The organism is Fictibacillus sp. 5RED26 (assembly GCF_015903895.1).
Taxonomy (GTDB): domain Bacteria; phylum Bacillota; class Bacilli; order Bacillales; family Fictibacillaceae; genus Fictibacillus; species Fictibacillus phosphorivorans.
In genome coordinates this window covers 111392-133880 of record NZ_JACZDU010000006.1, presented here as the reverse complement: position 1 = coordinate 133880, position 22489 = coordinate 111392, and the positions used below count along the sequence as shown (strand labels likewise).

General features: G+C 41.5%; 20 protein-coding genes. 8 read left to right on the top strand and 12 right to left on the bottom strand.

What is annotated here, in order from left to right:
* Positions 1 to 39 precede the first annotated feature (39 nt).
* Entirely contained in the window at positions 40 to 870 is an 831-nt protein-coding gene (locus IHV10_RS18605; protein WP_197132964.1) for a glycerophosphodiester phosphodiesterase, read from the top strand.
* 61 nt (positions 871 to 931) lie between these two features.
* Here the strand turns inward: IHV10_RS18605 and IHV10_RS18600 are convergent, their stop codons facing one another.
* Complete coding sequence (locus IHV10_RS18600; protein WP_197132962.1) at positions 932 to 1432, bottom strand: hypothetical protein; 501 nt, start codon at positions 1430 to 1432, stop codon at positions 932 to 934.
* Between the two features lie 93 nt (positions 1433 to 1525).
* Positions 1526 to 2020, bottom strand: a complete 495-nt coding sequence (locus IHV10_RS18595) for a Crp/Fnr family transcriptional regulator (protein ID WP_197132960.1) — start codon at positions 2018 to 2020, stop codon at positions 1526 to 1528.
* A gap of 77 nt (positions 2021 to 2097) precedes the next feature.
* Here IHV10_RS18595 and IHV10_RS18590 point away from each other — a divergent pair, with 77 nt between their 5' ends.
* On the top strand, positions 2098 to 3039 hold the full coding sequence (locus tag IHV10_RS18590; protein ID WP_197132957.1) for an AEC family transporter: 942 nt from the start codon (positions 2098 to 2100) through the stop codon (positions 3037 to 3039).
* On the opposite strand, the gene IHV10_RS18585 is transcribed toward IHV10_RS18590, so the two are convergent.
* Positions 3016 to 3981: a YbgA family protein gene (locus IHV10_RS18585; protein WP_197132953.1), complete on the bottom strand. Its 966-nt coding sequence runs from the start codon at positions 3979 to 3981 to the stop codon at positions 3016 to 3018. The two genes, IHV10_RS18590 and IHV10_RS18585, sit on opposite strands and share 24 nt — an antisense overlap.
* Positions 3982 to 4077: 96 nt before the next feature.
* Here IHV10_RS18585 and IHV10_RS18580 point away from each other — a divergent pair, with 96 nt between their 5' ends.
* Entirely contained in the window at positions 4078 to 4545 is a 468-nt protein-coding gene (locus IHV10_RS18580) for an NUDIX hydrolase (RefSeq protein WP_197132950.1), read from the top strand.
* On the opposite strand, the gene IHV10_RS18575 is transcribed toward IHV10_RS18580, so the two are convergent.
* Positions 4546 to 5418 carry a GNAT family N-acetyltransferase gene (locus tag IHV10_RS18575; protein ID WP_197132947.1) on the bottom strand — a complete coding sequence of 291 codons (873 nt, stop codon included), beginning with the start codon at positions 5416 to 5418 and terminating at the stop codon, positions 4546 to 4548.
* 721 nt (positions 5419 to 6139) lie between these two features.
* Between IHV10_RS18575 and trhA the strand changes: the two genes are divergently transcribed.
* Positions 6140 to 6778 (top strand): PAQR family membrane homeostasis protein TrhA, encoded by a 639-nt coding sequence (gene trhA / locus IHV10_RS18570; RefSeq protein ID WP_066399265.1) that lies wholly within the window; start codon positions 6140 to 6142, stop codon positions 6776 to 6778.
* A gap of 44 nt (positions 6779 to 6822) precedes the next feature.
* Here the strand turns inward: trhA and IHV10_RS18565 are convergent, their stop codons facing one another.
* Together IHV10_RS18565 and IHV10_RS18560 are read right to left on the bottom strand one after the other, a co-directional pair.
* Complete coding sequence (locus tag IHV10_RS18565) at positions 6823 to 8085, bottom strand: MFS transporter (RefSeq protein WP_197132945.1); 1263 nt, start codon at positions 8083 to 8085, stop codon at positions 6823 to 6825.
* A gap of 66 nt (positions 8086 to 8151) precedes the next feature.
* A complete protein-coding gene (locus tag IHV10_RS18560; protein ID WP_197132943.1) occupies positions 8152 to 8754 on the bottom strand; it encodes a TetR/AcrR family transcriptional regulator in 603 nt (200 codons plus the stop codon).
* 128 nt (positions 8755 to 8882) lie between these two features.
* Here IHV10_RS18560 and IHV10_RS18555 point away from each other — a divergent pair, with 128 nt between their 5' ends.
* Positions 8883 to 9326 carry an 8-oxo-dGTP diphosphatase gene (locus tag IHV10_RS18555; protein ID WP_197133109.1) on the top strand — a complete coding sequence of 148 codons (444 nt, stop codon included), beginning with the start codon at positions 8883 to 8885 and terminating at the stop codon, positions 9324 to 9326.
* 232 nt (positions 9327 to 9558) lie between these two features.
* Here IHV10_RS18555 and IHV10_RS18550 read toward each other — a convergent pair whose 3' ends face one another.
* From IHV10_RS18550 to IHV10_RS18525, 6 genes are all read right to left on the bottom strand, one after another.
* Positions 9559 to 10662 carry a M24 family metallopeptidase gene (locus IHV10_RS18550; RefSeq protein WP_197132942.1) on the bottom strand — a complete coding sequence of 368 codons (1104 nt, stop codon included), beginning with the start codon at positions 10660 to 10662 and terminating at the stop codon, positions 9559 to 9561.
* Positions 10663 to 10973: 311 nt separating this feature from the next.
* Positions 10974 to 12356 (bottom strand): glycine--tRNA ligase, encoded by a 1383-nt coding sequence (locus IHV10_RS18545; RefSeq protein ID WP_197132940.1) that lies wholly within the window; start codon positions 12354 to 12356, stop codon positions 10974 to 10976.
* A 338-nt stretch (positions 12357 to 12694) separates the two neighbouring features.
* Complete coding sequence (locus IHV10_RS18540; RefSeq protein WP_197132938.1) at positions 12695 to 13651, bottom strand: aminoimidazole riboside kinase; 957 nt, start codon at positions 13649 to 13651, stop codon at positions 12695 to 12697.
* A gap of 58 nt (positions 13652 to 13709) precedes the next feature.
* Positions 13710 to 14207, bottom strand: a complete 498-nt coding sequence (locus tag IHV10_RS18535) for a PTS sugar transporter subunit IIA (RefSeq protein WP_197132936.1) — start codon at positions 14205 to 14207, stop codon at positions 13710 to 13712.
* Positions 14208 to 14623: 416 nt separating this feature from the next.
* Positions 14624 to 16996 carry a M14 family zinc carboxypeptidase gene (locus IHV10_RS18530; RefSeq protein WP_197132934.1) on the bottom strand — a complete coding sequence of 791 codons (2373 nt, stop codon included), beginning with the start codon at positions 16994 to 16996 and terminating at the stop codon, positions 14624 to 14626.
* A 368-nt stretch (positions 16997 to 17364) separates the two neighbouring features.
* Positions 17365 to 17736 (bottom strand): VOC family protein, encoded by a 372-nt coding sequence (locus IHV10_RS18525; protein ID WP_197132931.1) that lies wholly within the window; start codon positions 17734 to 17736, stop codon positions 17365 to 17367.
* 301 nt (positions 17737 to 18037) lie between these two features.
* Between IHV10_RS18525 and IHV10_RS18520 the strand changes: the two genes are divergently transcribed.
* The 3 genes from IHV10_RS18520 (at position 18038) to IHV10_RS18510 (ending at position 22449) form a co-directional block, all read left to right on the top strand.
* Positions 18038 to 19699, top strand: coding sequence for a PTS transporter subunit IIBC (locus IHV10_RS18520; RefSeq protein WP_231619620.1), 1662 nt, complete (start codon positions 18038 to 18040; stop codon positions 19697 to 19699).
* Between the two features lie 3 nt (positions 19700 to 19702).
* The gene (locus tag IHV10_RS18515; protein ID WP_197132925.1) at positions 19703 to 20494 is read left to right on the top strand and encodes an endonuclease/exonuclease/phosphatase family protein; all 792 of its coding nucleotides are present in this window, start codon (positions 19703 to 19705) and stop codon (positions 20492 to 20494) included.
* Positions 20495 to 20784: 290 nt separating this feature from the next.
* On the top strand, positions 20785 to 22449 hold the full coding sequence (locus IHV10_RS18510; RefSeq protein ID WP_197132922.1) for a glycoside hydrolase family 13 protein: 1665 nt from the start codon (positions 20785 to 20787) through the stop codon (positions 22447 to 22449).
* Positions 22450 to 22489 lie beyond the last annotated feature (40 nt).

Genomic DNA, 22489 nt, shown 5'->3' with positions numbered 1-22489 from the left:
CAGGTTCAAGGACCATACAATGATAAGGGGATGAATAACATGAGCATGAAGAAGACAGCAGTTGCATCATTACTTTCAATGGGGATTATTGGTTCGATCTACAGTACTTCCACACTCGCTTACGACCCGTCTGATCGCGTTCAAACTGTCGCACACCGCGGAGCATCAGGGTATGCGCCAGAGAATACGATGGCCGCGTTCCATAAGGGCGTAGATATGAAGTCCGATTATATTGAAATTGATGTACAAGAAACTAAAGACGGTGAGCTCGTTGTTATTCATGACGTTACGTTAGATCGAACAACAAACGGAACGGGCTATGTAAAAGATCATACATTAGAAGAGATTCGTCAACTTGATGCTGGGAGCTACTTTGGGGAAGAATTTATAGGAGAGAAAGTTCCTACTTTTGAAGAAGTACTCGATGAGTTTCGAGGAAAAACTGGCATTCTGATTGAATTAAAAGCAACCTATTACTATCCCGAGATTGAAGAAAAAGTAGCTGCAGCCATAAAGGAACGAAATATGCATCTACCAGCTCATGATAAGATTATCATTCAATCATTTGAGTTTGGTTCTATGCAACAGATGGACAAGCTGCTTCCTAGAGTGCCTGTTGGCGTACTTACTTCCAATGCAGCTGATTTAAGTGAAGCGAAGCTCGATGAGTTTGCTACATATGCTGAATTTGTAAACCCTAGCAGAACGCTAGTTAATTCTTCAATTGTAGATGAAGTGCATGAGCGTCATATGGGAATCATGGCTTGGACGGTTCGAAACAAGCAAGAAGTACAACCATTATTAAATGCAGGTGTTGATGGCATCATTACCGATTATCCAGACTATACGCCTAAGCATAAATCAAAATAAATGATTATAAAAAGTGTTGAGGCAGCTAATTTGTTGCCTCAACATTTTTTGTTATTGCAGTTTACTTATGCTTAGCCAAAACCTCATCCAACTTAGCGGATTTTTCACTTAGCTTATTATTAATTTTCTCATTAAGGCTCAACCACTGATTCATCTTCTCTAGCGCAAGCTTCTCATTATTTGCTCGTAAAGCTTCGTGCATCGCTTTTTTTGTTTCATGTGCTTGACTGTGCAGAGTCCTTAACTCTTGATGAATCTGTTTCATCTCCTGCCAACGGGCTTTGTTCGCGCTTCGTGTTTCTTTTACTTTCTGCTCCCCAGCTTTTACATGCAGGTCGAAAAGCTGGTCTTTCTTTTTTACGATATCTTTTTGAATCTCTAACCGTTCAATTTTAAGCGCGTTTGCCTTATGAACCTGCTTCTCAAAATTTTTCATCTGCTTAAAGTGCTGACCTCTTTTATGAGCCTCCACTTGAACCTTTTCTTGATTTGCAGCCGACACGGTAACTGCACCACTCGTTAGTACGGAAAACGCAAGTGCAAGAGGGATAAATTTTTTCATCACACAATCACTCCTTTAACTTTTATACAGGTATCATTTGTTAAAGAAGCGAAAATCTTACGTTCATATGTATGTAAAATCTTTTACATTTCATTAAATCTTCTTAAGTGCCCGGTTGACTGTCTCTCGTCTTAAGCCAACAAACTGTCCGATTTCTTCTTGAGTCAGAACTTTTTCAATCTGAATATCAGGAAAATAATTCGCAAACCAGTTTTGAAGCTTTCTGATCTTTCCTTCTGGTGTCAAAGTAGACATCTGATTGATGCGCTGCTGCATCATCCTTAGTTTCGTTTCTAGCATTAGTGCCACTTCTTTGTACTTGTAAGGATCCTCTTCAAGTGATCGATACCATTGCTGGGGTTCGATCCGCGTGATCTCACTAGGTAATAGGGCGATCGCTGTTCCGTTATACTCATTTGGACTCGTTAATGAATGATGCGGAATCACTTCGCCTGAAACAATCAAATTAAGTAAGACTTGGCTTCCATCCTCATGAACACGAACAATTTTTAATAAACCGTTATCTAACCGAAACAATGGCCCTTCTTCTCCTTGCCTGAAAAGAATCTCGCCTTTTGCCATCAGCATGAATCATCCTCCTAACTGCGTTTGTATCACTTTATCTACACATCCTCCATATGCTTGTAGTAAGGAGGCTGAAAGAAATGAAACTTGCTCCTTTTATGCAAGAATTAACCCTATTGTACAGCATTGCTCTACTCGGTTATATCCTTCGAAAGAAAGAGATCTTGCCATCTGGCAGTGAACGCACGATTTCAGCACTTTTATTGAATGTAACGTTACCTGCATTGATCATCTTCGGAATGGATGTTTCCTTTTCCATCGAAAATTTAAAACAGTTCGGTTGGCTGTCCGTAATGTCTATATTCGTATTACTTATTTCCTCCCTCTTTTCTTGGTGGGCGATTAGGAGATTGAAGATCATAGACACACAGAAAAATGCCTTAGAAGGGATCATGATTTTTGGAAATCAAGGTTTTCTAGGCATTGCGGTCTGTTTTTTGTTATTCGGAAAAACAGGAGTACTTTTTGCTACATTCTTTAATTTTGTTTATCTGTTGTGGATTTGGACATACGGCATCTATTTATTTGCTCGTCATTCCAAGACTTTGCCATGGCGAAGCGTCTTTTTAAATCCTGGTGTGATATCTACAATCGCTGGCTTAATCTTCATGCTCCTGCCAGGAACCCTTCCTAGTGCTTTATCCAACACTTTAGAAATGCTAGGAAAACCTACTGTTCCACTTTCGATGTTGTTGATCGGCGTTCTTTTGGGAGCTTTACCGTTACAGCATTTAATGAGCTTTTTTAAAAGTTCACACTTATGGCTAGCGAGTTTTTACAAGCTGCTGCTTTTTCCGTTTCTATTACTTCCTTTTGTTTTCTTATCGTTGCCTCTTCCATTAATAGCAGTTGCCGTTCTAACTGCCGGGATGCCCTCCGCTCCAACCATCTCCATGTATGCAGAGCGTTATGGAGAGGATGCCTCTTTTGCGGCAGCAGGTGTCATGTTAAGCACGGTTCTTTCCTGTCTTACCCTTCCACTGTTATATGCACTGGTATTAATAATCTCGTCCCTTGCCTGAGTCTGAGATCTCAAGCAGAATTTCAGGGTATGGTGCAAAGAACGTCTGACCGAGAATCTCACTGTCTTCAAAGCGTATCGCATGCGACTTTAAAATCGTAGCTACGCTTGAAAACGGTTCTTTTTTGTTCGCATACTTCTGAAGAAGCTCTTCAAAAAAGGCGATTTCTTTTGGAGATAGATGCGGCTGAAATCGTTTGAAGATCTCATTGGCCACTTTACGGTTAGAGTCACTCCTTGCCGTACGATTAAAAAGCTTGTTCATGGCTTTAGCATACAGTTGTATCGTTCGTTCTTCGCCATTTTCCTGCTCTTTTTTCAAGATACGGTTCATCACTTTTAGCGTTGGATTGCTATAGGCCATAAACAGAAACTGATTTTTCTGATGAAAGCTTTTAATCGCTTGGAGTCCCTGCGGCAGAATGTTTCGAAAGGCAGCAAGTGTAAAAAGCTTCGTATAAAAACGATCACGAATCGTAAAATTATTTAACCGTCCTTCTTCTTCAATCGCTAAGTGTGAATAAAGCTCTGCGACCCTTCCTCCAAATAACCCGCTCGAGTGCCCGATGGCAGGTCCTTTTTCAGTAGAGGCATACACCTTCACTTCTTTTAAACCACAAGAAGGAGAACGCGTCTTCAGGATAAACCCGTCTGTATCAATGATTCCAGCCAGATAACCATCTGAAAACGTACGCATCTCAGTCGTTACATCACGCTGGGTTGATGGCTGAAGAAGAAAATGATCTTCACCCTTTTTCACAATACGAATCGTTTCTCGTGGCGTACCAAGTCCGATTTCTACTTCTGGACATACAGGAACAAAGTCTACATAATCCATCAGTTTTTTGATCACATCGTTATATATCACATCACCATTGTATCGGCATGCATCAAATTCAAGACACTTACTTACCACCACACGGGGTCTAGCGAAGTCTTCCATTCCAAAACTCCCCTCGATCTTTTTATTCAGTGTTCCACTTTTAGATGAATTATTAACATGTTTTCTGTAAAATGTTGGTTAGGAAGGAGCGATTTGATGGCTTACTATGAAGATCTTCGGAAATATGTAGGAACCGCACCACTCATCCTACCTGGCTCTGTTGTTATTATTGTGAATGAAAAGGATGAAATATTATTACAACATCGTACCGATGGCGGTTGGGGACTGCCCGGTGGTCTGATGGAACTTGGTGAAAGCTTTGAAGAAACGGCGATTCGTGAAGTGAAAGAAGAAACAGGACTCGACGTTGAAGGCTTGACCCAACTTCATGTCTATTCTGGCCAAGATCATTATATTAAAAATGCAAACGGTGATGAACTGTATGCCGTAACCGCTGTATATACGGCTCATTCTGTAAGTGGCGAACTAACAATCGATCTCAATGAATCACATGATTTTCAATATTTTAAACATGATCAGCTTCCGAAAGACACGTTAGGCGGTGCACGAAAATACATAACAAACTATATAGAAATGAAGAATCAGAACAATGCTTACCGGTAATCAAGCCGGTCGCTCTGTTCTTTTTTCGTTAAATTTCAGTTCAATATAATCACATACCGGCTCATAACCGATATTTTGATAAATTTTATTAGAAGTAGGATTTGAGAGATCTGTATAAAGGGTGCAGAACGTAAATCCTTCTTTCAACAGGTAATCGCTTAGTGCAGCAACACAAGCGCTCGCATATCCCTTACCTCTAAGATTCTTTGGCGTATAGACCAAATTGATGGAGACACCTTTTACATTCGGCCTTGTCTTAGCAGCCATTGAAACCGGCTTCCCATCCTCTTCCCATATAAAAAGAAACTTGCTCTCCACCCGCACTTTTGCATACTCTTCCGCTTCTGCCATCGTCATAATCTGCTTCGTTTCTTCTGTCATCTCTACGATCCAACGCGGCAAGAAAGCTAAGTCGGCTTTTGTGGCCATCCTCAAACGTCCAGGTCGGCCTGCAGGCTGGATAACAGAAGGAAGTGTGTAAAGACGCAGATCCATCAACAATTTTTCTTCTAGATGATGAGCCGTCGTCCACTCTTGAGCAAACGCCTTTCCAATAGCTTTCGGCGACATTACTTTTTGCACATAATAGTCTTCTTGGAGCAAATAACGAACCAAATGCGGGACAGCCGCAACACCATCTGATTCCTCTTTTTCTAAAAGTAATAAAGCGTAAGGCGGAATCAGCATGGCTGATAGCATGATCTTTCCATTCTGTTTAACGGTAGCAAGGAAAGGCTGCTCCCCCTCCCATACTTTGTCTTGAAAACGCAGGCAGTTGCCAAGCATAATTCCTGCCCGATCTTCCTGACACAGCAGGAATTCTTCCACTTCCCTATAAAACTCCGATATAGATGAATAACGAGTTATCTCCATGATCGTGACCCTCTCTTTATCTAATAAGTCTGTAATCCTAACTATTTCATCACTTTTGAGAAGGATTCCTTCTTTTTAGAGATTTATTCTTAGAGTAGTTTTCGTATTCATTGTGTAATCAATGTGTATTCATTGTTGCTTTTGAAAGTAGTTGATTTCCGTTGCAGATGCTCGCTTTCCGCGGGGCAGGCGGTGAGCCACATTCGTACGTTTCCGTATAAGTGTCTCACTTGTCTAGTTGCAATGGCTAGCCCCTCGAGGTCAAAAGTTAAACGTTCAAGAAGGCAAAGTGCGCCTTCATTGCTCATTCAACTTTTGCTGGTCGGAGCTGAACGAGCCATTTCCACTCTTCCGAATGCCTACCTGTCCCGCAGGAGTCTCGCATCTTCCACTCAAATCAACTGGCAGAGGAGACAAGCAACAATCTTTTTACAAAAGTCCACTTTCGCTTGAAGGTTTTTTTTCCAATTCCTCTCCATCAATGCAAGTTGATCGTAGCGGAAGGTTGCCGACTCCTATGGGACGAGTGGACTGGTGGAGACTCCTAATGGCACGTAGTGGCAGGAGGCTCACCGTTCGCCCCATGGAAAGCGAGCAACCTGGAGCGGAAATCAACTACCTTCATATCCCTAAATGAATTTACAATTTTTAATGTTCTTTAATTGGTTAAAGGAAGCCATTTTCTGATATACTGACCATAACGTAAAGGAAGGTGAACGAAATGAGTACACATGTATTTTCAAAACGCGAAGAGATAGCAAATGCCATCACACACGGACTCGGTGTCCTTCTTAGTGTAGCGGTTACTTCCATTCTGCTCGTGTTTGCCGTATGGAAAGGAACAGCGGTTCATATTGTTAGCTTCGCCGTATTCGGAGGAACGATGCTGACGCTCTATTCAGCTTCGACCCTCGTACACGCTTTTCCTAAAGGACGGGTTAAGGATTTATTTGAGATCATGGATCACGCTGCCATCTATCTCTTTATTGCAGGAACGTATACCCCAATCGTGCTGATCGTCGTAGGAGGAGCACTAGGCTGGACATTATTTGGAGTGGTTTGGGGACTCGCAATCTTTGGTGTCGTGTTCAAAGTCTTTTTTACGAAAAAATTCGTTGTGTTATCAACATTAGGTTATGTAGCGATGGGATGGCTGATCACCTTTGCCTTTCAAGATATTTCAGCAAACATGCCACCAGCAGGCATACAGCTCTTAGTTGCAGGCGGAATCATCTATACGCTAGGCAGTATCTTTTATGTATGGCGCAGCTTTCCGTTTCACCACGCGGTCTGGCACCTGTTTGTTCTAGCTGGCAGTGTGATGCATTTTCTCATGATGTTTTATGTGTTGCCTAACTAAGAATAATCTCTTTAAAAGAAGCAGGGAATTTTCTGCTTCTTTTTTTATGCTGTACTTTTAACACCTTTCGTTTCTTCTTGCGCTTCGGATCGAAACAAAACATGATAGATCCATAAACTTGTAAGACCCATCAAACTAAACAGCAAGGTGATCGTATTGGCTGAAAGGAATCCGCTCAGCATAACGAATAGTGCGGCAATCATTCCAGACAGATGAAACGATAAGCCGTAGATCGCCATGTAAGAGCCGCGAGCATCATCCGGTATGATCGAAGCGACATAAGCTTGTTTAGCTGGAATATGAATCAGTTCACCGACAGACGCAATAAACATCGCTGTGATTAAAACAATAGGACTCGTGCTATAGCTGATCACAACAAAACCTAAAGCGTAAGCAAATCCCCCTCCGAGCATTAAGTGGCGGTCTTTAAAACGCTTTACCATAGTAGCTATAACTAAACTCAAGACAACAACTAAGATGGTGTTCTCTGCTTTTAGTAAACCGATCAACTGAAATCCATCTACTTCAAATAATGATGTGAAAGGCAGTAAGACAACCGGGTCTTTCATATCGCTTACAAGTTTTATACCGATATATGTGGTCAAGCTCTCTTCCAACGAGATAAGAAACAACCCTGCTACCGTAAAAAGAATGAATTTTTGGTTCAAAAAAATCTCTTTATAGTTTCCCTTCAAGCTTTTTGTTACGTTAGTATCCTGAGTCATAGCGCTCGGCAGCCTTACATCTTCAAGCCATAACCATGTCACCACCCACGTGAAAAAGGTAACCAACGCGATGCCTAAGAACAGTTCATAGGGATACGTTTTAAAAAGTATAGCCCCTGTTATTCCCCCTGTAGCAACCGCTAAATTCCCAAGCCAATAGGAAATCGTATAAATGGCTTTTCTGTTTTCCTTCGTACTTGAATCAATAATGATTGCACCATACGCAGGGCCAGCCATACCTGTAAAAAAAAGAATAACGATGAACAGGACGAAGTTCACATATGGAGAAAGAGGAAAGAACAGATTGAGAGCTCCAGCAATCAAGTAACCGAGGCCGATCATGCTCTCACTTAGTAAAATAATTCTCTTTCTACCGAATTGATCCGAACGCCTCCCACCAATCAACGCTCCTGTTATTCCAGATAGAATAACCCCGATATACATCAAACCCGTTGAAAACGCCCCTACCTGATCAGAAAAAAAGATTGCTAGAAATGGGATTACGGTTGAAGAAGCAAATGTTGTAATAAATTGGAGCACAAGCCTTAGCTGAATGTTGCGATGAAAGGTAAAGAAATTCATGTTTATCTCTCCTTTTACGATTGATTAATCAATCATTATTAAGATAAAAAGTAACCGAAACACATTTTAGCGTTTCGGATATAACAGTTGAAATGCTGGAATCTTAAACTTTTCTCTAACCCGTGATACCGCATAGTCTGTAAACGTTAATCGAATTCCTAATAGAAAGCCGAGATATGCTGTTGCTGTTAAGTCTTCATCAGATTCTTCTAAGATTCCGCTTTTTTGACCATTTCGTATGATCTCTTGAAGTTTTAAAATAAACTGGATACTAAATTCGTCCAGAACTTTAAACGGTTCAGGAAATTTCGTGTGCTGGCCGATTACTTGCACGACCAGCTGGAGATAGGTACGCATCTCGATAAATATAGTAATATGTTTGTCTATCATGCTCTTAATCTCAGCTAAAAGATCTTCAGCATCCGGATTAAAATCTAACATCGCATCTCTGTATTGTTTTTCTAAAGGCTCAGTAACCGCATGATAAAAAAGCTGATCCTTATTTTCAAAGTATGTAAAGACACTTCCAAAACTAACACCTGCAGCTTTTGCTACCTTCGCAATCGTCGTGCTTTCATACCCTTGCTCTGCAAACAACAGGATCGCCTGCTCTAGAATTTTTTCACGCTTTTGTTCCATCGCTATCATTTGTTTATGTGATAAAGGCAATTGAATAATCTCCTTTTTATGGATGATTGGTTAATCAATCATTATTATAGAGTATATGTTAAAATAAGTAAAATATTATTTTTGGAGGACTAAGAGTGACTATATCGATTGAACACCGACTATATACGATGTGCATGGTTCAAAACGGAAATCATGTTTTATTAATTAAGCGGCCAGACAGCCGTGGCTTTCCAGGTTTTTTAGCTCCTGGAGGTAAAATAGATTTTCCTGAAAGCCTAGTAGACGGGGCTTGTAGAGAAGTTGAAGAAGAAACTGGATTACGTGTCTCAAATTTAGTGTTCAAAGGAATCGATGAATATGTAAATCCACAAAAAAATGTGAGATATATGGTGTTCAACTATTGGACGGAGACGTTTACAGGTGACTTATTAGAAAATCCTCCAGAAGGAGAACTCTTGTGGGTACCCATTAGTGAAGCGTTAGATCTTCCGATGCAAGAATGGTTTAAAGAGAGGTTTCCGTTGTTTTTTGAAGAAGGTACATTTGAGATTCAACGCGTTTGGGATGAACATAAAAAGAAGCAGATTGAACTTACCATTATAAAAACTTAGAGGTGATACGGATATCCGTTTGTCGATAATTGTCTAAGTTTGTAGACTCGTGGATAAATGTCTCAAATATGTGGATTGCAGAACAAAACTTGTGGATTGAACGTCCAATTTTGTGGATTCAAAGACAAAACTTTAGGATTGCACCTCTGAACACCTCCTCTGGCTGCTTCTTTATCCAATAATTAGTAAAGGATGGCTCCCACAAGGGCCATCCTTCATGATTTAACTACTTTTATTTAATAATCTGCAGCTCTTTTGGATATTTCGTCAATGTTTCATGTCCATCTGCCGTTACATAGACGTCATCCTCAATACGAACTCCGCCAACATCATCAATATAGATGCCTGGTTCGATCGTATACGTCATTCCTTCGCGAAGCACGCCATCATTGTTGTCACTCACAGATGGGAATTCATGAACATCGATTCCAAGTCCGTGTCCGATACGATGCGGGAAGTTGTCGCCGTATCCTGCTTCCGTGATGTGGTTGCGCGCGATAACATCAAGGTCACCAATGCGCGTTCCAGGCTTAGAAGCTTCTAACGCCTTCAATTGTGCCTGCAGCACAGTATCATAGATTTCGCGGCGCTTTTCATCTAGATCACCAAACGCTACTGTACGCGTGATGTCAGAACAATATCCATCAAGGACTACACCTAGATCGAATAAAACAAAATCGCCGTGTTGAAGCTTTCTTAATCCTGGTTTACCGTGAGGCTGTCCCGCTTTTTCACCAAATAACACCATTGTAGAAAACGACATCGCGCTGATGCCTTTTTGCTTCAGTTCGTATTCGATCTTCGCGAGTACTTCCATCTCTGTTACACCCTCACGAAGTGCCGCAACTCCTACTTCAACTCCATAATCTGCAAGTCTAGCTGCTTCACGCAACGTCTTTAACTCGCTTTCTTCTTTAATAAGACGAAGCTCGTTCATCAACTCTTCAGCTCCGACCAAGCTCGCACCATCAAACATACCAAGTAGCTTTTCGCCACGCGCGTATGGAAGTGTTTCTTTTTCAACTGCAATCGATGATGCTGTATTCACTCCACGGCTAGCCAACGCTTCCTGTACCTTCGTCCAAGGGTCCTCTGAATCACTGTAGCCAACAATCTCATACGTCCAGCCTGCGTCTTTCGCTTGCGAACGCTCCATGCCTGGACAGATCATGAACGGCTCTCCTTCTGCAAGTACAGCCACACCTAACACACGTTCATGCGGATCAGAATACAATCCTGATAGATAGAACACGTTTGCTGTCGTGTGAATGAACGCGAAAGTATGCCCTTCTTGCTTTAGCCAGTTTTGTACCTTTTGAATACGTCCTTCGTTCATGTATATACCTCCAATAAAAGCCCGAGGGCTATAAATTAATCTCTCATACTCTATTGTAGAATAAACGCCACAGAAAAAACAGAAGCACACATCGCAAGTCGCAAATGTGTGCTAAATATAAAAATTTTGAAAGAGGTTGATTTCCGTTTCAGGTACTCGCTTTCCGGGGGGCGTGCGGTGAGCCACCCCGGCACTTTGTGCCCTTAGGTGTCTCACCTGTCCCGCTGATCCCCCAGGAGTCTCGCACCTTACACTCCAATCAACTTTTCATTGATGCCTTTTGAAGGATATCCCTAGCTTCTTTTAAAGAATTAAAACTGAACCTTAGACTCAATAAAGCTCTTAAGATCTGCAATCTTCACACGCGTTTGTTCCATCGTGTCACGGTCACGTACGGTTACCATTCCGTCTTCTTTGGAATCAAAGTCATACGTGATACAGAAAGGCGTACCTACTTCATCTTGACGACGGTAACGTTTACCGATTGATCCTGTTTCGTCATAGTCCACATTGAAGTCTTTCGCAAGTGTGCTGAACACTTCTGTTGCTTCTTCAGATAGCTTCTTAGATAATGGTAGAATCGCTGCTTTATAAGGAGCTAGAGCAGGGTGTAAATGCATAACTGTTCTTGATGTGCCATCTTCAAGCTGCTCATCTTCATAAGCATCAATCAAGAACGCTAACGTTACGCGGTCGGCACCTAGAGAAGGTTCGATGCAATAAGGAACATAACGCTCGTTTGTTTCTTGGTCAATATAGTTAAAGTCTTCACCTGAGAATTCCATGTGACGCTTCAAATCGAAGTCTGTACGAGACGCAACACCCCAAAGCTCACCCCAACCGAACGGGAATTTATACTCAAAGTCAGTCGTCGCATTAGAGTAGTGAGAAAGCTCATCTTCGTTATGGTCGCGGAGACGAAGGTTTTCTGAAGTCATACCTAATGATTTCAACCATTTTTCAGCTGTATCTTTCCAATAGTTGAACCACTCGATCTCGCTTCCAGGCTTACAGAAGAACTCAAGCTCCATCTGTTCGAACTCACGTGTACGGAACGTGAAGTTACCTGGTGTAATCTCGTTACGGAAACTCTTACCGACCTGTGCGATACCGAACGGCAATTTTTTACGCATCGTGCGTTGAACATTTTTAAAGTTAACGAAGATTCCTTGCGCTGTTTCCGGACGCATGTAAATTTCGTTTGAACTTGATTCCGTTACACCTTGGTGTGTTTTGAACATCAAGTTGAACTGGCGGATGCTTGTGAAGTCATGGCTTCCACACTCAGGACAAGCGATATTGTACTCTTTTACTAACTCTTCCATCTTTTCGAACGGAAGTCCGTCAACGATAATTTCTTTTCCAGCTTGCTCAGCAGCATCTTCGATTAGTTTATCTGCACGGTGGCGCGCTTTACAGTTCTTACAGTCCATCATCGGGTCGTTAAAGTTACCGATGTGACCAGATGCTTCCCACGTACGAGGGTTCATGAGGATGGCTGCATCAAGACCTACGTTGTAAGGTGATTCTTGAACGAATTTTTTCCACCATGCTTTTTTCACGTTGTTTTTAAGCTCAACACCTAGCGGGCCATAATCCCACGTGTTCGCAAGACCTCCGTAGATTTCAGATCCTGGAAATACAAAACCGCGGTGTTTCGTATGATTTGTGATGGTTTCCATGTTTTTTGTCATTTTTATTCCTCCCATTTAGGTTTTGCCTTATGGGTCGGCCGTTTTTTAAAAAATAAAAAACTCCCGTCCCAAGGCGCTATGCCCAGGGACGAGAGTTGTATCTCCCGCGGTTCCACCCTAGTTGATCCGTATGTAAAAACGAATCCTCTTTTCAAAAAGCAACTCCGGATTGCCGTTTCACTAATGTCTCTTACCGGGCTCTCACCATCCCCAGCTCGCTAAAAAGAGTGTACATTTAGCTACTATTCATCCTTCACAGCTGCATATCATCTTTTATAATAAAATAATATTACCAAAAAACAAAAACATTAGTCAAAATATTTTCCTATTATATGCAGTTATTGTTTATTTTGTGCAAGTTCATTCTCAATTTGCTCTAAAGTAGGCAGTGCGGTCATCGCTCCTTTAACAGAAACAGCAAGTGCTCCAGATACGCTTCCGAATAGTGCCATGTCACTTGCTTCATCGAGTGTTAGGTCTTGGAGTGAGCCATCGTATTCATTTAGTTGATGAAGAACACCCGCAACATAAGCGTCACCTGCTCCGGTTGTATCTACCGAAGATACACGTTTTGCCGGAATGTACTCGCCGCCCTCTTTCGTCACCACGTAACTTCCATCATCGCCAAGAGTGATGAAGAGTAAGGGAATATCATATTCTTGCAACACTTTAATGCCTTCTTCGACCTTTTTTAATCCTGTGATGAATTCGAGCTCTTCTTCTGAGATCTTGACGATGTCAGCGTGCTGCAGCATGGAAAGAATCGTCTCACGAGCTTGTGCAGGCGTCTTCCAGAGCGATAACCGCAAGTTTGGATCGTACGACACCCACATGCCGTTCTCTTTTGCGAGTCTTACCGCTTTTTCAGTAGCACTCTTAGAAGGCTCGCCAATCAACGAGATCGAACCAAAATGAAGAATTTTATGTTCTTTAAAGAGACTAGGCTGTACATCTTTTTCTTCTAAGAATCGGTCTGCGCTCGGATTAATATAAAAGTCGAACGATCTTTCACCGTTTGGATCGAGCGTCACAAAAACGGCTCCTGTTCGCACTTCTTCCGTCTTGTACACATGAAACGCGTTCACGCCATAACTCTTTAATGTATCAATCATGAACGATCCTAGCACATCATCTCCCACTTTTCCTAAAAAAGTAGATGCTGATCCTAATCGCGCAACCCCAACAGCTACATTGGCAGGTGCTCCACCAGGACTTTTTTGGTAAGTCGTGTTCGTTTCATCCGTTGGAATAAAATCAACAAGTGCTTCTCCTAAAGAAATTACGCCTTTTTTCATCGTAGCCTCCCCCTTTTTATTGGAAAAAAACCAGGCATGGTTAGCCTGATTTCCTGATTTATTTCATTTTAACCTGCAATAATGAAGTTTCGCCTTTTGTTGCTTCAGATGCTGCACGCTTATCTAAAGATTCAACCGCATCACCATTTGTGATCACGATCGGCGTTACCGTGCTAGCCGCTTTTTCCTTAATCAAATCCAGGTCAAAGCTTAAAAGCTTGTCTCCCGCTTTTACTTTATCTCCTACATTCACATGTCCCTCGAAACCTTCACCGTTCATGCTAACCGTCTCAAGACCAACGTGGATAAGGATTTCTGCTCCAGCTTCTGATTGGATGCCGATCGCATGCTTCGTGTGGAAGAACTGAACGATTTCTCCATCTACTGGAGAGACAACAACACCTTCTGTTGGTTCTATCGCAATCCCATCGCCCATCATCTTCTGAGCGAACGTCGGATCTGGCACTTCTTCAATGTTTACGATTTTTCCTGTTAATGGAGCGATTAGTGTTTCTTCTTTTTTAACTTCTTTTTTTCCAAATAGTTTATTGAACATAATTTTTCACTCACCTTTCAGTTTGCTTTACTTTTATAATTTACACCTGTCTCAATGCTTTAAAACATTTCAGTTTTATTTGGGCATTTTTTTTGGAGTAGTTTCTTGTAAGTTGTTGATTTCCGTTTCAGACGCTCGCTTTCCGTGGGGCAGGCGGTGAGCCACATTCGTACGTTTTACTTTTAAGTGTCTCACCTGCCCGCCTGTCCCACAGGAGTCTCGCATCTTACACTACAATCAACTTGTCTAAGATGTCTAAAATAGCCCCAAAAACAAAAAATTCATTCTGACTAAATACAAAGAAAGACCAAAGAGCAAGAAACAAGTTCAATGCTCTTCAGGTCCTATTAAACAGGGTAAACTTTCCCTATAAAAGTAATGCAGTGCTTATCTGGTTGTCAACGAGAAAGGCTCTTTTATTGATATAGTGAGTTGGACAATAAACGGAACAGATAATCAGTATGATCACGGAATCCTGCTTCGAGTCCGATCAACGTTATATCTTTTTGCGCCTCTTCTACAATGACGGACTGCCCAGCCGCTAGTTGATTGTTCTTCCAGTGGCCTGCAACAAAGAAGTCGTCCTCTCCTAACGTTGCGACCGATTTTGAGTTTCCTAACTCTGTAAACCAGACTGGTCGATAAACAAATCCGAGATCATCCTTTTTATAACCGGCTGTTACTTCATCTTTTTCATAGTCTACTTTTACGATTCCATTGCTGTTAGAGCCGCCCGTGTTTACTTTTATCGTTGTTAATCCGAGCTGACTTGAAGCTCTAGCACCACCAGCGCCAACGGAGATATATTTCCCGCCATTATCGATAAATGTTTGTACGTTGGCTTTGAAACTGTCATACGCCTGCTTGCTGCCGATCACGAACGGCTTATTCGCTTCTCTCACATTCTCGTATTGCAGCAATGCGTCAGTGCCGGCATATAGGAACGCATCGTATTGAGATAGCCCCTTCTCTGCAACTTCTTTTGGTGTCACTTCTTTTACCGAGAAACCGAGTCGTTCTAATGCGAGCTTTGTACCTGCATGACTTTGTGCTTTATTCATGCCACCATCTTTTAATACAGCTACTTTAAGTGTTGAAAGCATTTCTTTTTGAGCTGGCATTTTTGCAGTTTGAAGTTTGATTCCTGACTCTTTCACAAGTTTCTTGTTTCTTGATGAAAGGTTTTCGATATAAAAATTACCTGCATCGTCTTTATATACACGCTCACCTTTTTTCATAAGGTCGTTCACTAGTTTCACCGCTTGGACAGAACTGTTGGGAATTACGTATGGCCCTTTCCCTTGAATAGATCCGTCATATTCGGCCTCTCTAACAGGCTTTGTTTTCGCATTCACTTTTTCATCTACTTCAATTGCTTCAAAGCCCCACAATTCTGGTAGACTCCAGGCTGATATGTCATACATCGCTGGCGTATCGTTCGTGATATCCTCGCCATCCCATAACATCGTGTTTGCAAGACCTGCTTTGGCTTGGCTCATATCAACGATGTACGTGCCCGCTGGATAAGCTTGTCCGTTAGCCGAAAAAGGCTTGACTGCTTTTTCTACAGAAATACCATTTTCAAGAAGATGGTTCACCGCTTTTTCTGTAACCGTCGGATCCTTTTCATTTACAGGTAGAACATAGGCATTCGGGAAAAATCCTTCTTCATGGTAAGGGTGATCAAAATTGATGCCACGTTCAAAGATCTCAATTTGATCTGTAAGCATTCCTTGTTTATTTTGAACAGCAAATTTCAATGCTCCCATCACAGCATCGTTGGCCCATCTCACACCATCCCAATTGTTTGTCGGTGCTTCCAACGTGTAACCGTATGCCCCATGATACATCGCATACATTGGTGTGAAGATTGGCGGATAATCGTCCCAACCAAAACTATCGTCACGCTGCGGAATGTATGTACCCGTCATATTTTTATAGAGATCTGTTTCATAGTTTGCTTTATTTCCAACAATCTCTGCTTCCATCGCTTTCGCTTGATCTAAAGCCCATTTAGAAAACAGATCATATTCATAGTTCGGATTATGAGGCGGCGTACATGGCTCAATCAACCCTGGTTTTCCGTCGTCACTGTTCACATAGCCGTGAAGATCTAAGAAGACCATCGGATTCCACTCTGTGATCAGATCAACGGTTTGTTTCGTTTCCTCTTGCGAAAGAGTGATAAAGTCACGGTTCAGATCTATACCGTTTCCATTAAAGCGAGTTCCGTCAACACGACCATCAGGGTTTGCAACCACATTAAATATGAGTATGTTGCTGTCTAGAATCTCTTTTGTTTCTTCATCATTATCTTTGGCAAAACGATCGATCAGCTGAAGGACAGCATCAGAGCCTATGTATTCAGTACCATGGATAGATCCATTGATCATCACTGGTACTTTAAAATCAGGATTTTCGGCGATCCAATCTTGAGCTTTTTGAGGATTTTTGAACATTTCCTTTCGCAGTTTCTTATAATGTCCATACTTTCCTTTATCACCTGTATTGGAGATTGTGACCACATACATCGGATATCCTTTAGATGAAACCCCTGTTTGTTCAAGGGTTACTCGTTTACTTTCTCTATCAATCTTCTTTAAGATCGAACCAATCTTTGAATACTTCACAAAATCATAATGCTCAGAGTTAAACGGACTTCCATCAGCCTCTTCAAAACTATTAACATTCGTCCACTTTTTTTGCGGTGATTCTGCTGTTACAGCAAATGGCATCGATGTCAGCAAACTTAAACTCATGACACCAGCTACCCAATGTTTTTTAAACATGTTGTTTCTCCCCTTCCTCAATCCCAAAAACAAAATAATTATACTAACTAATGAATTTTTATTCAATAACTTTTATTGAACTATTTCACCAGACTTAATATTCAATAGACCATAGTTGATACCTCTATAAAAAACACACAGGATGATAAATGAGTAAATATTCATAGTTCTTTATTCTTATAAAGAGGCATTCATGAAATGTTAACAATAAAAAAATGTTAAATTCGGATGACAGGAAGAGGTAACAGGCTAATAACTTTTCCCCAACTTCTTAAAAAAGGGATAAAAAAAACAGCCATTCTAACATGGAATGACTGTGATTAAGCCCCTTTAATACATTGCAAAACGGGCGTTTATATATTGTAATCCTACCAGTGTACTTGAAACTTATTGCCATTTGGATCATAAAAGTGAAAAAATGCATGACCATTATCTTCTTTAATATCCTCAACCTTAACTTGATTATCAATTAAGTGTTGATGAAATTTTGATAATTCGGGACTCGTAAAGCCAATGCTAAATTCTTGTTCATTATTAATTGTAAAATGAGCAAATGTTTCATCTTCGGTAGGAACTAAGATAAGTAAGAAAGGTCCTTCATTTACTTTTATAATGGCCAGTTCCTCTGAACTATTTAATAACTGGAGCCCTAATACATCTCTATACCATTGTGCTGATCGTTCTAAATCTTTTACAGGAATTCTTATATAATGTACTTGTTCAATAAACGAATTACTCATATCCTTCTCTCCTTGCTTCGTTTTTTCTATATACCTCATTCTTCCAATTTTCGAATTAACCTGCCACTTTGCTTAATTTTATAAAGAATAAATACTTACAAACCACTTGGAAAAACTTTTTTACTTACTTTTTAAGAAATATTACTTGTAAATGAAACCGTTTTATTTTACAATCACTAATGCAAACGATTGCACCAACATGCATATACAAATATGTAAGCGATTCAACTTTTTTTCGCAATCTATTGAATGCGATTTCAAAAAGACAACGAAAGATATATACTTTAAGGAGGAAATCGTTTTGAAACAACGTGGAAAACTCATTTCATTTGATTTCTGGCAAAAGCTAGGTAAAGCGCTTCTTGTAGTAGTAGCGGTTATGCCGGCTGCCGGTTTGATGATATCACTAGGTAAAGTTATTGCTATGTTCGGTGGCGACATGACATTAGTGCAAACGATTGCTCGTGTTATGGAAGACATCGGATGGGCGATTATTACAAATCTGCATATCTTATTTGCGGTAGCTATCGGGGGATCTTGGGCTAAGGAACGTGCTGGCGGTGCATTCGCAGCCGTAATCGCGTTCATCTTGATCAACCGTATTACAGGAGCAATCTTCGGCGTGAACAGCGCGATGATGCTTGAAGAAGGTGCGAAAGTAAAATCACTTTTTGGCAGCGAGCTCGTTGTTGGTGATTATTTCACTTCAATCCTTGGCGCTCCAGCACTAAACATGGGAGTATTCGTCGGAATCATTTCCGGTTTCCTAGGTGCTGTTCTGTTTAACAAGTACTACAACTATAACAAGCTTCCAAATGCATTAGCATTCTTTAACGGAAAACGTTTTGTTCCATTCGCTGTTATTTTATGGTCTGTGGTTACAGCTTTACTACTAGCATTAATTTGGCCGTTTATCCAATCACTACTGAATGACTTTGGAAAATGGATCGCAACATCTCGTAATACGGCTCCAGTTATCGCGCCATTCGTGTTCGGTACGCTAGAGCGACTATTATTACCATTTGGTCTTCACCACATGTTAACGGTGCCGATCAACTATACGGAGCTCGGTGGAACGTATCAAATCATGACGGGTTCAGGAGCAGGATCTTCTGTAGCTGGACAAGATCCACTATGGTTGGCTTGGATCAACGATCTTAACAACTTCTTAGCTGCTGGAGATACAAAAGCGTATCAAGCACTTTTAAATGATGTAGTACCAGCTCGTTTTAAAATGGGACAAGTTGTTCTTTCAACGGCATCTCTTGTTGCGATCGCACTTGCGATGTACATGAACGTTGATAAAGACAAGCGTAAAAAGTACAAGTCTATGTTCTTATCTGCAGCACTCGCTGTATTCTTAACAGGTGTAACAGAGCCGATCGAATTCATGTTCATGTTTGCTGCTCCACTTCTTTATGTTGTGTACGCGATCACGACTGGACTTGCGTTCGCGGTAGCGGATCTTATCCACGTGCGTGTTCACGCATTCGGTTTTATCGAATTGTTAACTCGTACACCATTGCTTGTAAAAGCAGGATTAACACGTGATTTAATCAACTTTGCTCTAACGTGTATCGTATTCTTTGGATTAAACTTCTCGATCTTCTATGTATTGATCAAAAAGTTCAACCTGCCTACTCCAGGTCGTGCGGGTAACTATATCGAAACAACAGAAAGTGATGCTGCACCTGCTAAAAACGAAGCAGCAACAGGCTCAGACAACTCTCAAGCTTCCGCGATCATCACGCTTTTAGGTGGAGCAGACAACATTGAAGACGTTGACGCTTGTATGACTCGCCTTCGTGTAACGGTTAAAGACACAACGGGTGTTGGTACGGAAAAAGAATGGAAAGAAAACGGCGCACTTGGTCTGATCATCAAAGATAAAGGTGTTCAAGCGATTTACGGACCAAAAGCTGACGTATTAAAATCTGATATTCAAGATCGTTTGGGGATGTAATTCATGAAGCTATTAACGTTAAACGTTCATGCTTGGCAAGAAGAGAACCAGATGGAAAAATTAGAGATGCTTGCTCGCGATATCGCGAGTCAGCGTTATGATGTTATCGCGCTTCAAGAGGTTATGCAATCGATCGACGCTCCTCTTGTAAAAGACAACATCAAAAAAGATAATTATGCCCTTGTTCTTTTAGAGCTAGTGAGAAAACTTGGCGTTGAAGATTATGACTTTGTATGGGATATGGCCCACTATGGCTATGTAACGTACGAAGAAGGTTTGGCGATCATAAGCCGCCATCCGATTGCGTCGCATGAAAGCTTTTTTGTTTCTGATCTACAAGATATGAACAACTGGAAAACACGTAAAATCGTAAAAGCAACGATCTCTTATGAAGGACAAGATATTCAATTCTTCTCCGGGCACTTCGGCTGGTGGGAAGATGACATCGAACCCTTTAAAGGTCAGTTCGATCGTTTGATGCAGTACATTCCTGAAGAAGGTCTTTCTTTTATCATGGGTGACTTAAACAACGATGCGAACGTTTGTGGCGAAGGCTTTGATTATGTAAAAGAAAAAGGCCTTTACGACACATACGAACTGGCTGCAGAGAAAGATGACGGTTTAACGATCATCGGATCTATTGCCGGTTGGGACGATAACGAAGCTGGACGCAGGATCGATTATATCTTAAGCAGCAAGCCTGTTGACGTGCTTCAATCATTCGTGCGTTTTAACGGCAAAGAAACACCGGTGGTCTCCGATCATGCAGGTGTTGCTGTTACGATAAAGATTTAAAGAATTCGCTTTTTATGGTTTTGTTTCTTAATCAGCTTCTTAGATAAGTTGATTGCAGTGGAAGGTGCGAGACTCCTGCGGGACAGGCGGGCAGGTGAGACACTTAAGAGTGAAACGTCCGAATGTGGCTCACCGCCTGCCCCGCGGAAAGCGAAGCACCTGAAACGGAGATCAACTCCCTCAACAGCAACGAAGAGTACGGAAAAATATTTAAATCAAACAAACCATGGGGAGCCGTTTATGCGGTATCCCCTGGCGTGTTGTTAAAGAGAAAACATGGAGGTAACATTATGGAAAAAGTTTGGTGGAAAGAAGCCGTTGGCTATCAAATTTACCCTCGCAGCTTCCAAGATTCTAATGGAGACGGAATCGGCGATCTAAAAGGGATCATTCAACGCTTAGATTATATTAAAGACCTTGGCATCGACGTGATCTGGATCTGCCCGATGTACAAGTCGCCAAATGATGATAACGGATATGACATTTCCGATTATCAAGATATCATGGACGACTTTGGAACGATGGAAGACTTCGATCTCCTTATGGAGGAAGTTCATAAGCGTGATATGAAGCTGATCATCGACCTTGTTCTTAACCATACGAGTGACGAGCACCAATGGTTCATCGAGTCTCGTTCATCAAAAGACAATCCGAAGCGTGATTGGTACATTTGGAGAGACGGTAAAGATGGGAAAGAGCCAAACAACTGGGAAAGTATTTTCTCCGGATCAGCTTGGCAATATGATGAAAAAACAGATCAATACTACCTCCATGTTTTCTCAACCAAACAGCCAGATGTGAACTGGGAAAACCCTGAAGTTCGTGAAGCTCTTTATGACACGGTCAACTGGTGGTTGGATAAAGGAATCGATGGTTTCCGTATCGATGCGATCAGTCACATTAAAAAGCGTGACGGCTTCCCTGACATGCCGAACCCTAAGAACGAAAAATATGTGTCTTCCTTTGACATGCATATGAACCAAAAAGGAATTCACACGTTTTTACAAGAATTCAAAGACCGCACATATGCGAACTATGATGTAATGACGGTTGGTGAAGCGAACGGCGTTAAGATTGACGAAGCGGACCTTTGGGTAGGAAAAGAAAACGGAAAGATGGACATGATCTTCCAATTCGAACACCTTGGCCTTTGGGATGCAGAAACAAATCCAGAAGTGGATATCGTTGAACTAAAAAAAGTATTAACACGCTGGCAGAAGGGCCTTGAAAAAGAAGGCTGGAACGCATTGTTCATCGAAAATCATGACAAACCTCGTGTTGTTTCCACTTGGGGCAATGATGACGAGTTTTGGTATGAAAGTGCAACGAGCTTTGGTGCAATGTACTTCTTGATGCAAGGAACACCGTTCATCTACCAAGGTCAAGAGATCGGTATGACGAACGTACAGTTTGACTCGATCGAAGACTATGACGATGTAGCTGACAAAAACCGTTACCGCATCAAGCGCGAAGAAGGCGTCGCGCATGAAGACATCATGTCTGTGATCTGGGCATCTTCTCGTGACAACAGCCGTACTCCAATGCAATGGAGCAGCGATGTGAACGCTGGATTCACAACTGGAACACCTTGGATGAAAGTAAATCCAAATTTTGCAGAGATCAACGTCGAGAAACAAGAACAAGACGAGCATTCGATCTTAAGTTTTTATAAGAAAATGATCGCATTAAAGAAAAAGAACGAAGTCTTCACGTACGGTGTGTATGATCTGATTCTTGAAGAAGATGAACAGATCTATGCGTACACACGCACACTTGGAGAGGAAAAGATCGTTGTGATCACGAACCTTTCTAAGACTGAAGCGAAGTTCGAAACGGCTTTGAAATTGAACGCTAATGATCTATTGTTAGCGAACAAAGAAGTTGTACATCATGAGGATGTATCAAGCGTAACATTACAACCTTATGAAGCGCGCGTATATCGCGTGAAAGCTTAACAAACAAAAGCGTGCTATCCGATTAGGGAGAGCACGCTTT

Bases quoted from the DNA above. Each gene is read 5' to 3' on its own strand.
- IHV10_RS18605 (WP_197132964.1), top strand. From the start codon at position 40: ATGAGCATGAAGAAGACAGCAGTTGCATCATTACTTTCAATGGGGATT.
- IHV10_RS18600 (WP_197132962.1), bottom strand. From the start codon at position 1,432: ATGAAAAAATTTATCCCTCTTGCACTTGCGTTTTCCGTACTAACGAGT.
- IHV10_RS18595 (WP_197132960.1), bottom strand. From the start codon at position 2,020: ATGCTGATGGCAAAAGGCGAGATTCTTTTCAGGCAAGGAGAAGAAGGG.
- IHV10_RS18590 (WP_197132957.1), top strand. From the start codon at position 2,098: ATGAAACTTGCTCCTTTTATGCAAGAATTAACCCTATTGTACAGCATT.
- IHV10_RS18585 (WP_197132953.1), bottom strand. From the start codon at position 3,981: ATGGAAGACTTCGCTAGACCCCGTGTGGTGGTAAGTAAGTGTCTTGAA.
- IHV10_RS18580 (WP_197132950.1), top strand. From the start codon at position 4,078: ATGGCTTACTATGAAGATCTTCGGAAATATGTAGGAACCGCACCACTC.
- IHV10_RS18575 (WP_197132947.1), bottom strand. From the start codon at position 5,418: ATGGAGATAACTCGTTATTCATCTATATCGGAGTTTTATAGGGAAGTG.
- trhA (WP_066399265.1), top strand. From the start codon at position 6,140: ATGAGTACACATGTATTTTCAAAACGCGAAGAGATAGCAAATGCCATC.
- IHV10_RS18565 (WP_197132945.1), bottom strand. From the start codon at position 8,085: ATGAATTTCTTTACCTTTCATCGCAACATTCAGCTAAGGCTTGTGCTC.
- IHV10_RS18555 (WP_197133109.1), top strand. From the start codon at position 8,883: ATGTGCATGGTTCAAAACGGAAATCATGTTTTATTAATTAAGCGGCCA.
- IHV10_RS18550 (WP_197132942.1), bottom strand. From the start codon at position 10,662: ATGAACGAAGGACGTATTCAAAAGGTACAAAACTGGCTAAAGCAAGAA.
- IHV10_RS18545 (WP_197132940.1), bottom strand. From the start codon at position 12,356: ATGACAAAAAACATGGAAACCATCACAAATCATACGAAACACCGCGGT.
- IHV10_RS18540 (WP_197132938.1), bottom strand. From the start codon at position 13,651: ATGAAAAAAGGCGTAATTTCTTTAGGAGAAGCACTTGTTGATTTTATT.
- IHV10_RS18535 (WP_197132936.1), bottom strand. From the start codon at position 14,207: ATGTTCAATAAACTATTTGGAAAAAAAGAAGTTAAAAAAGAAGAAACA.
- IHV10_RS18530 (WP_197132934.1), bottom strand. From the start codon at position 16,996: ATGTTTAAAAAACATTGGGTAGCTGGTGTCATGAGTTTAAGTTTGCTG.
- IHV10_RS18525 (WP_197132931.1), bottom strand. From the start codon at position 17,736: ATGAGTAATTCGTTTATTGAACAAGTACATTATATAAGAATTCCTGTA.
- IHV10_RS18515 (WP_197132925.1), top strand. From the start codon at position 19,703: ATGAAGCTATTAACGTTAAACGTTCATGCTTGGCAAGAAGAGAACCAG.
- IHV10_RS18510 (WP_197132922.1), top strand. From the start codon at position 20,785: ATGGAAAAAGTTTGGTGGAAAGAAGCCGTTGGCTATCAAATTTACCCT.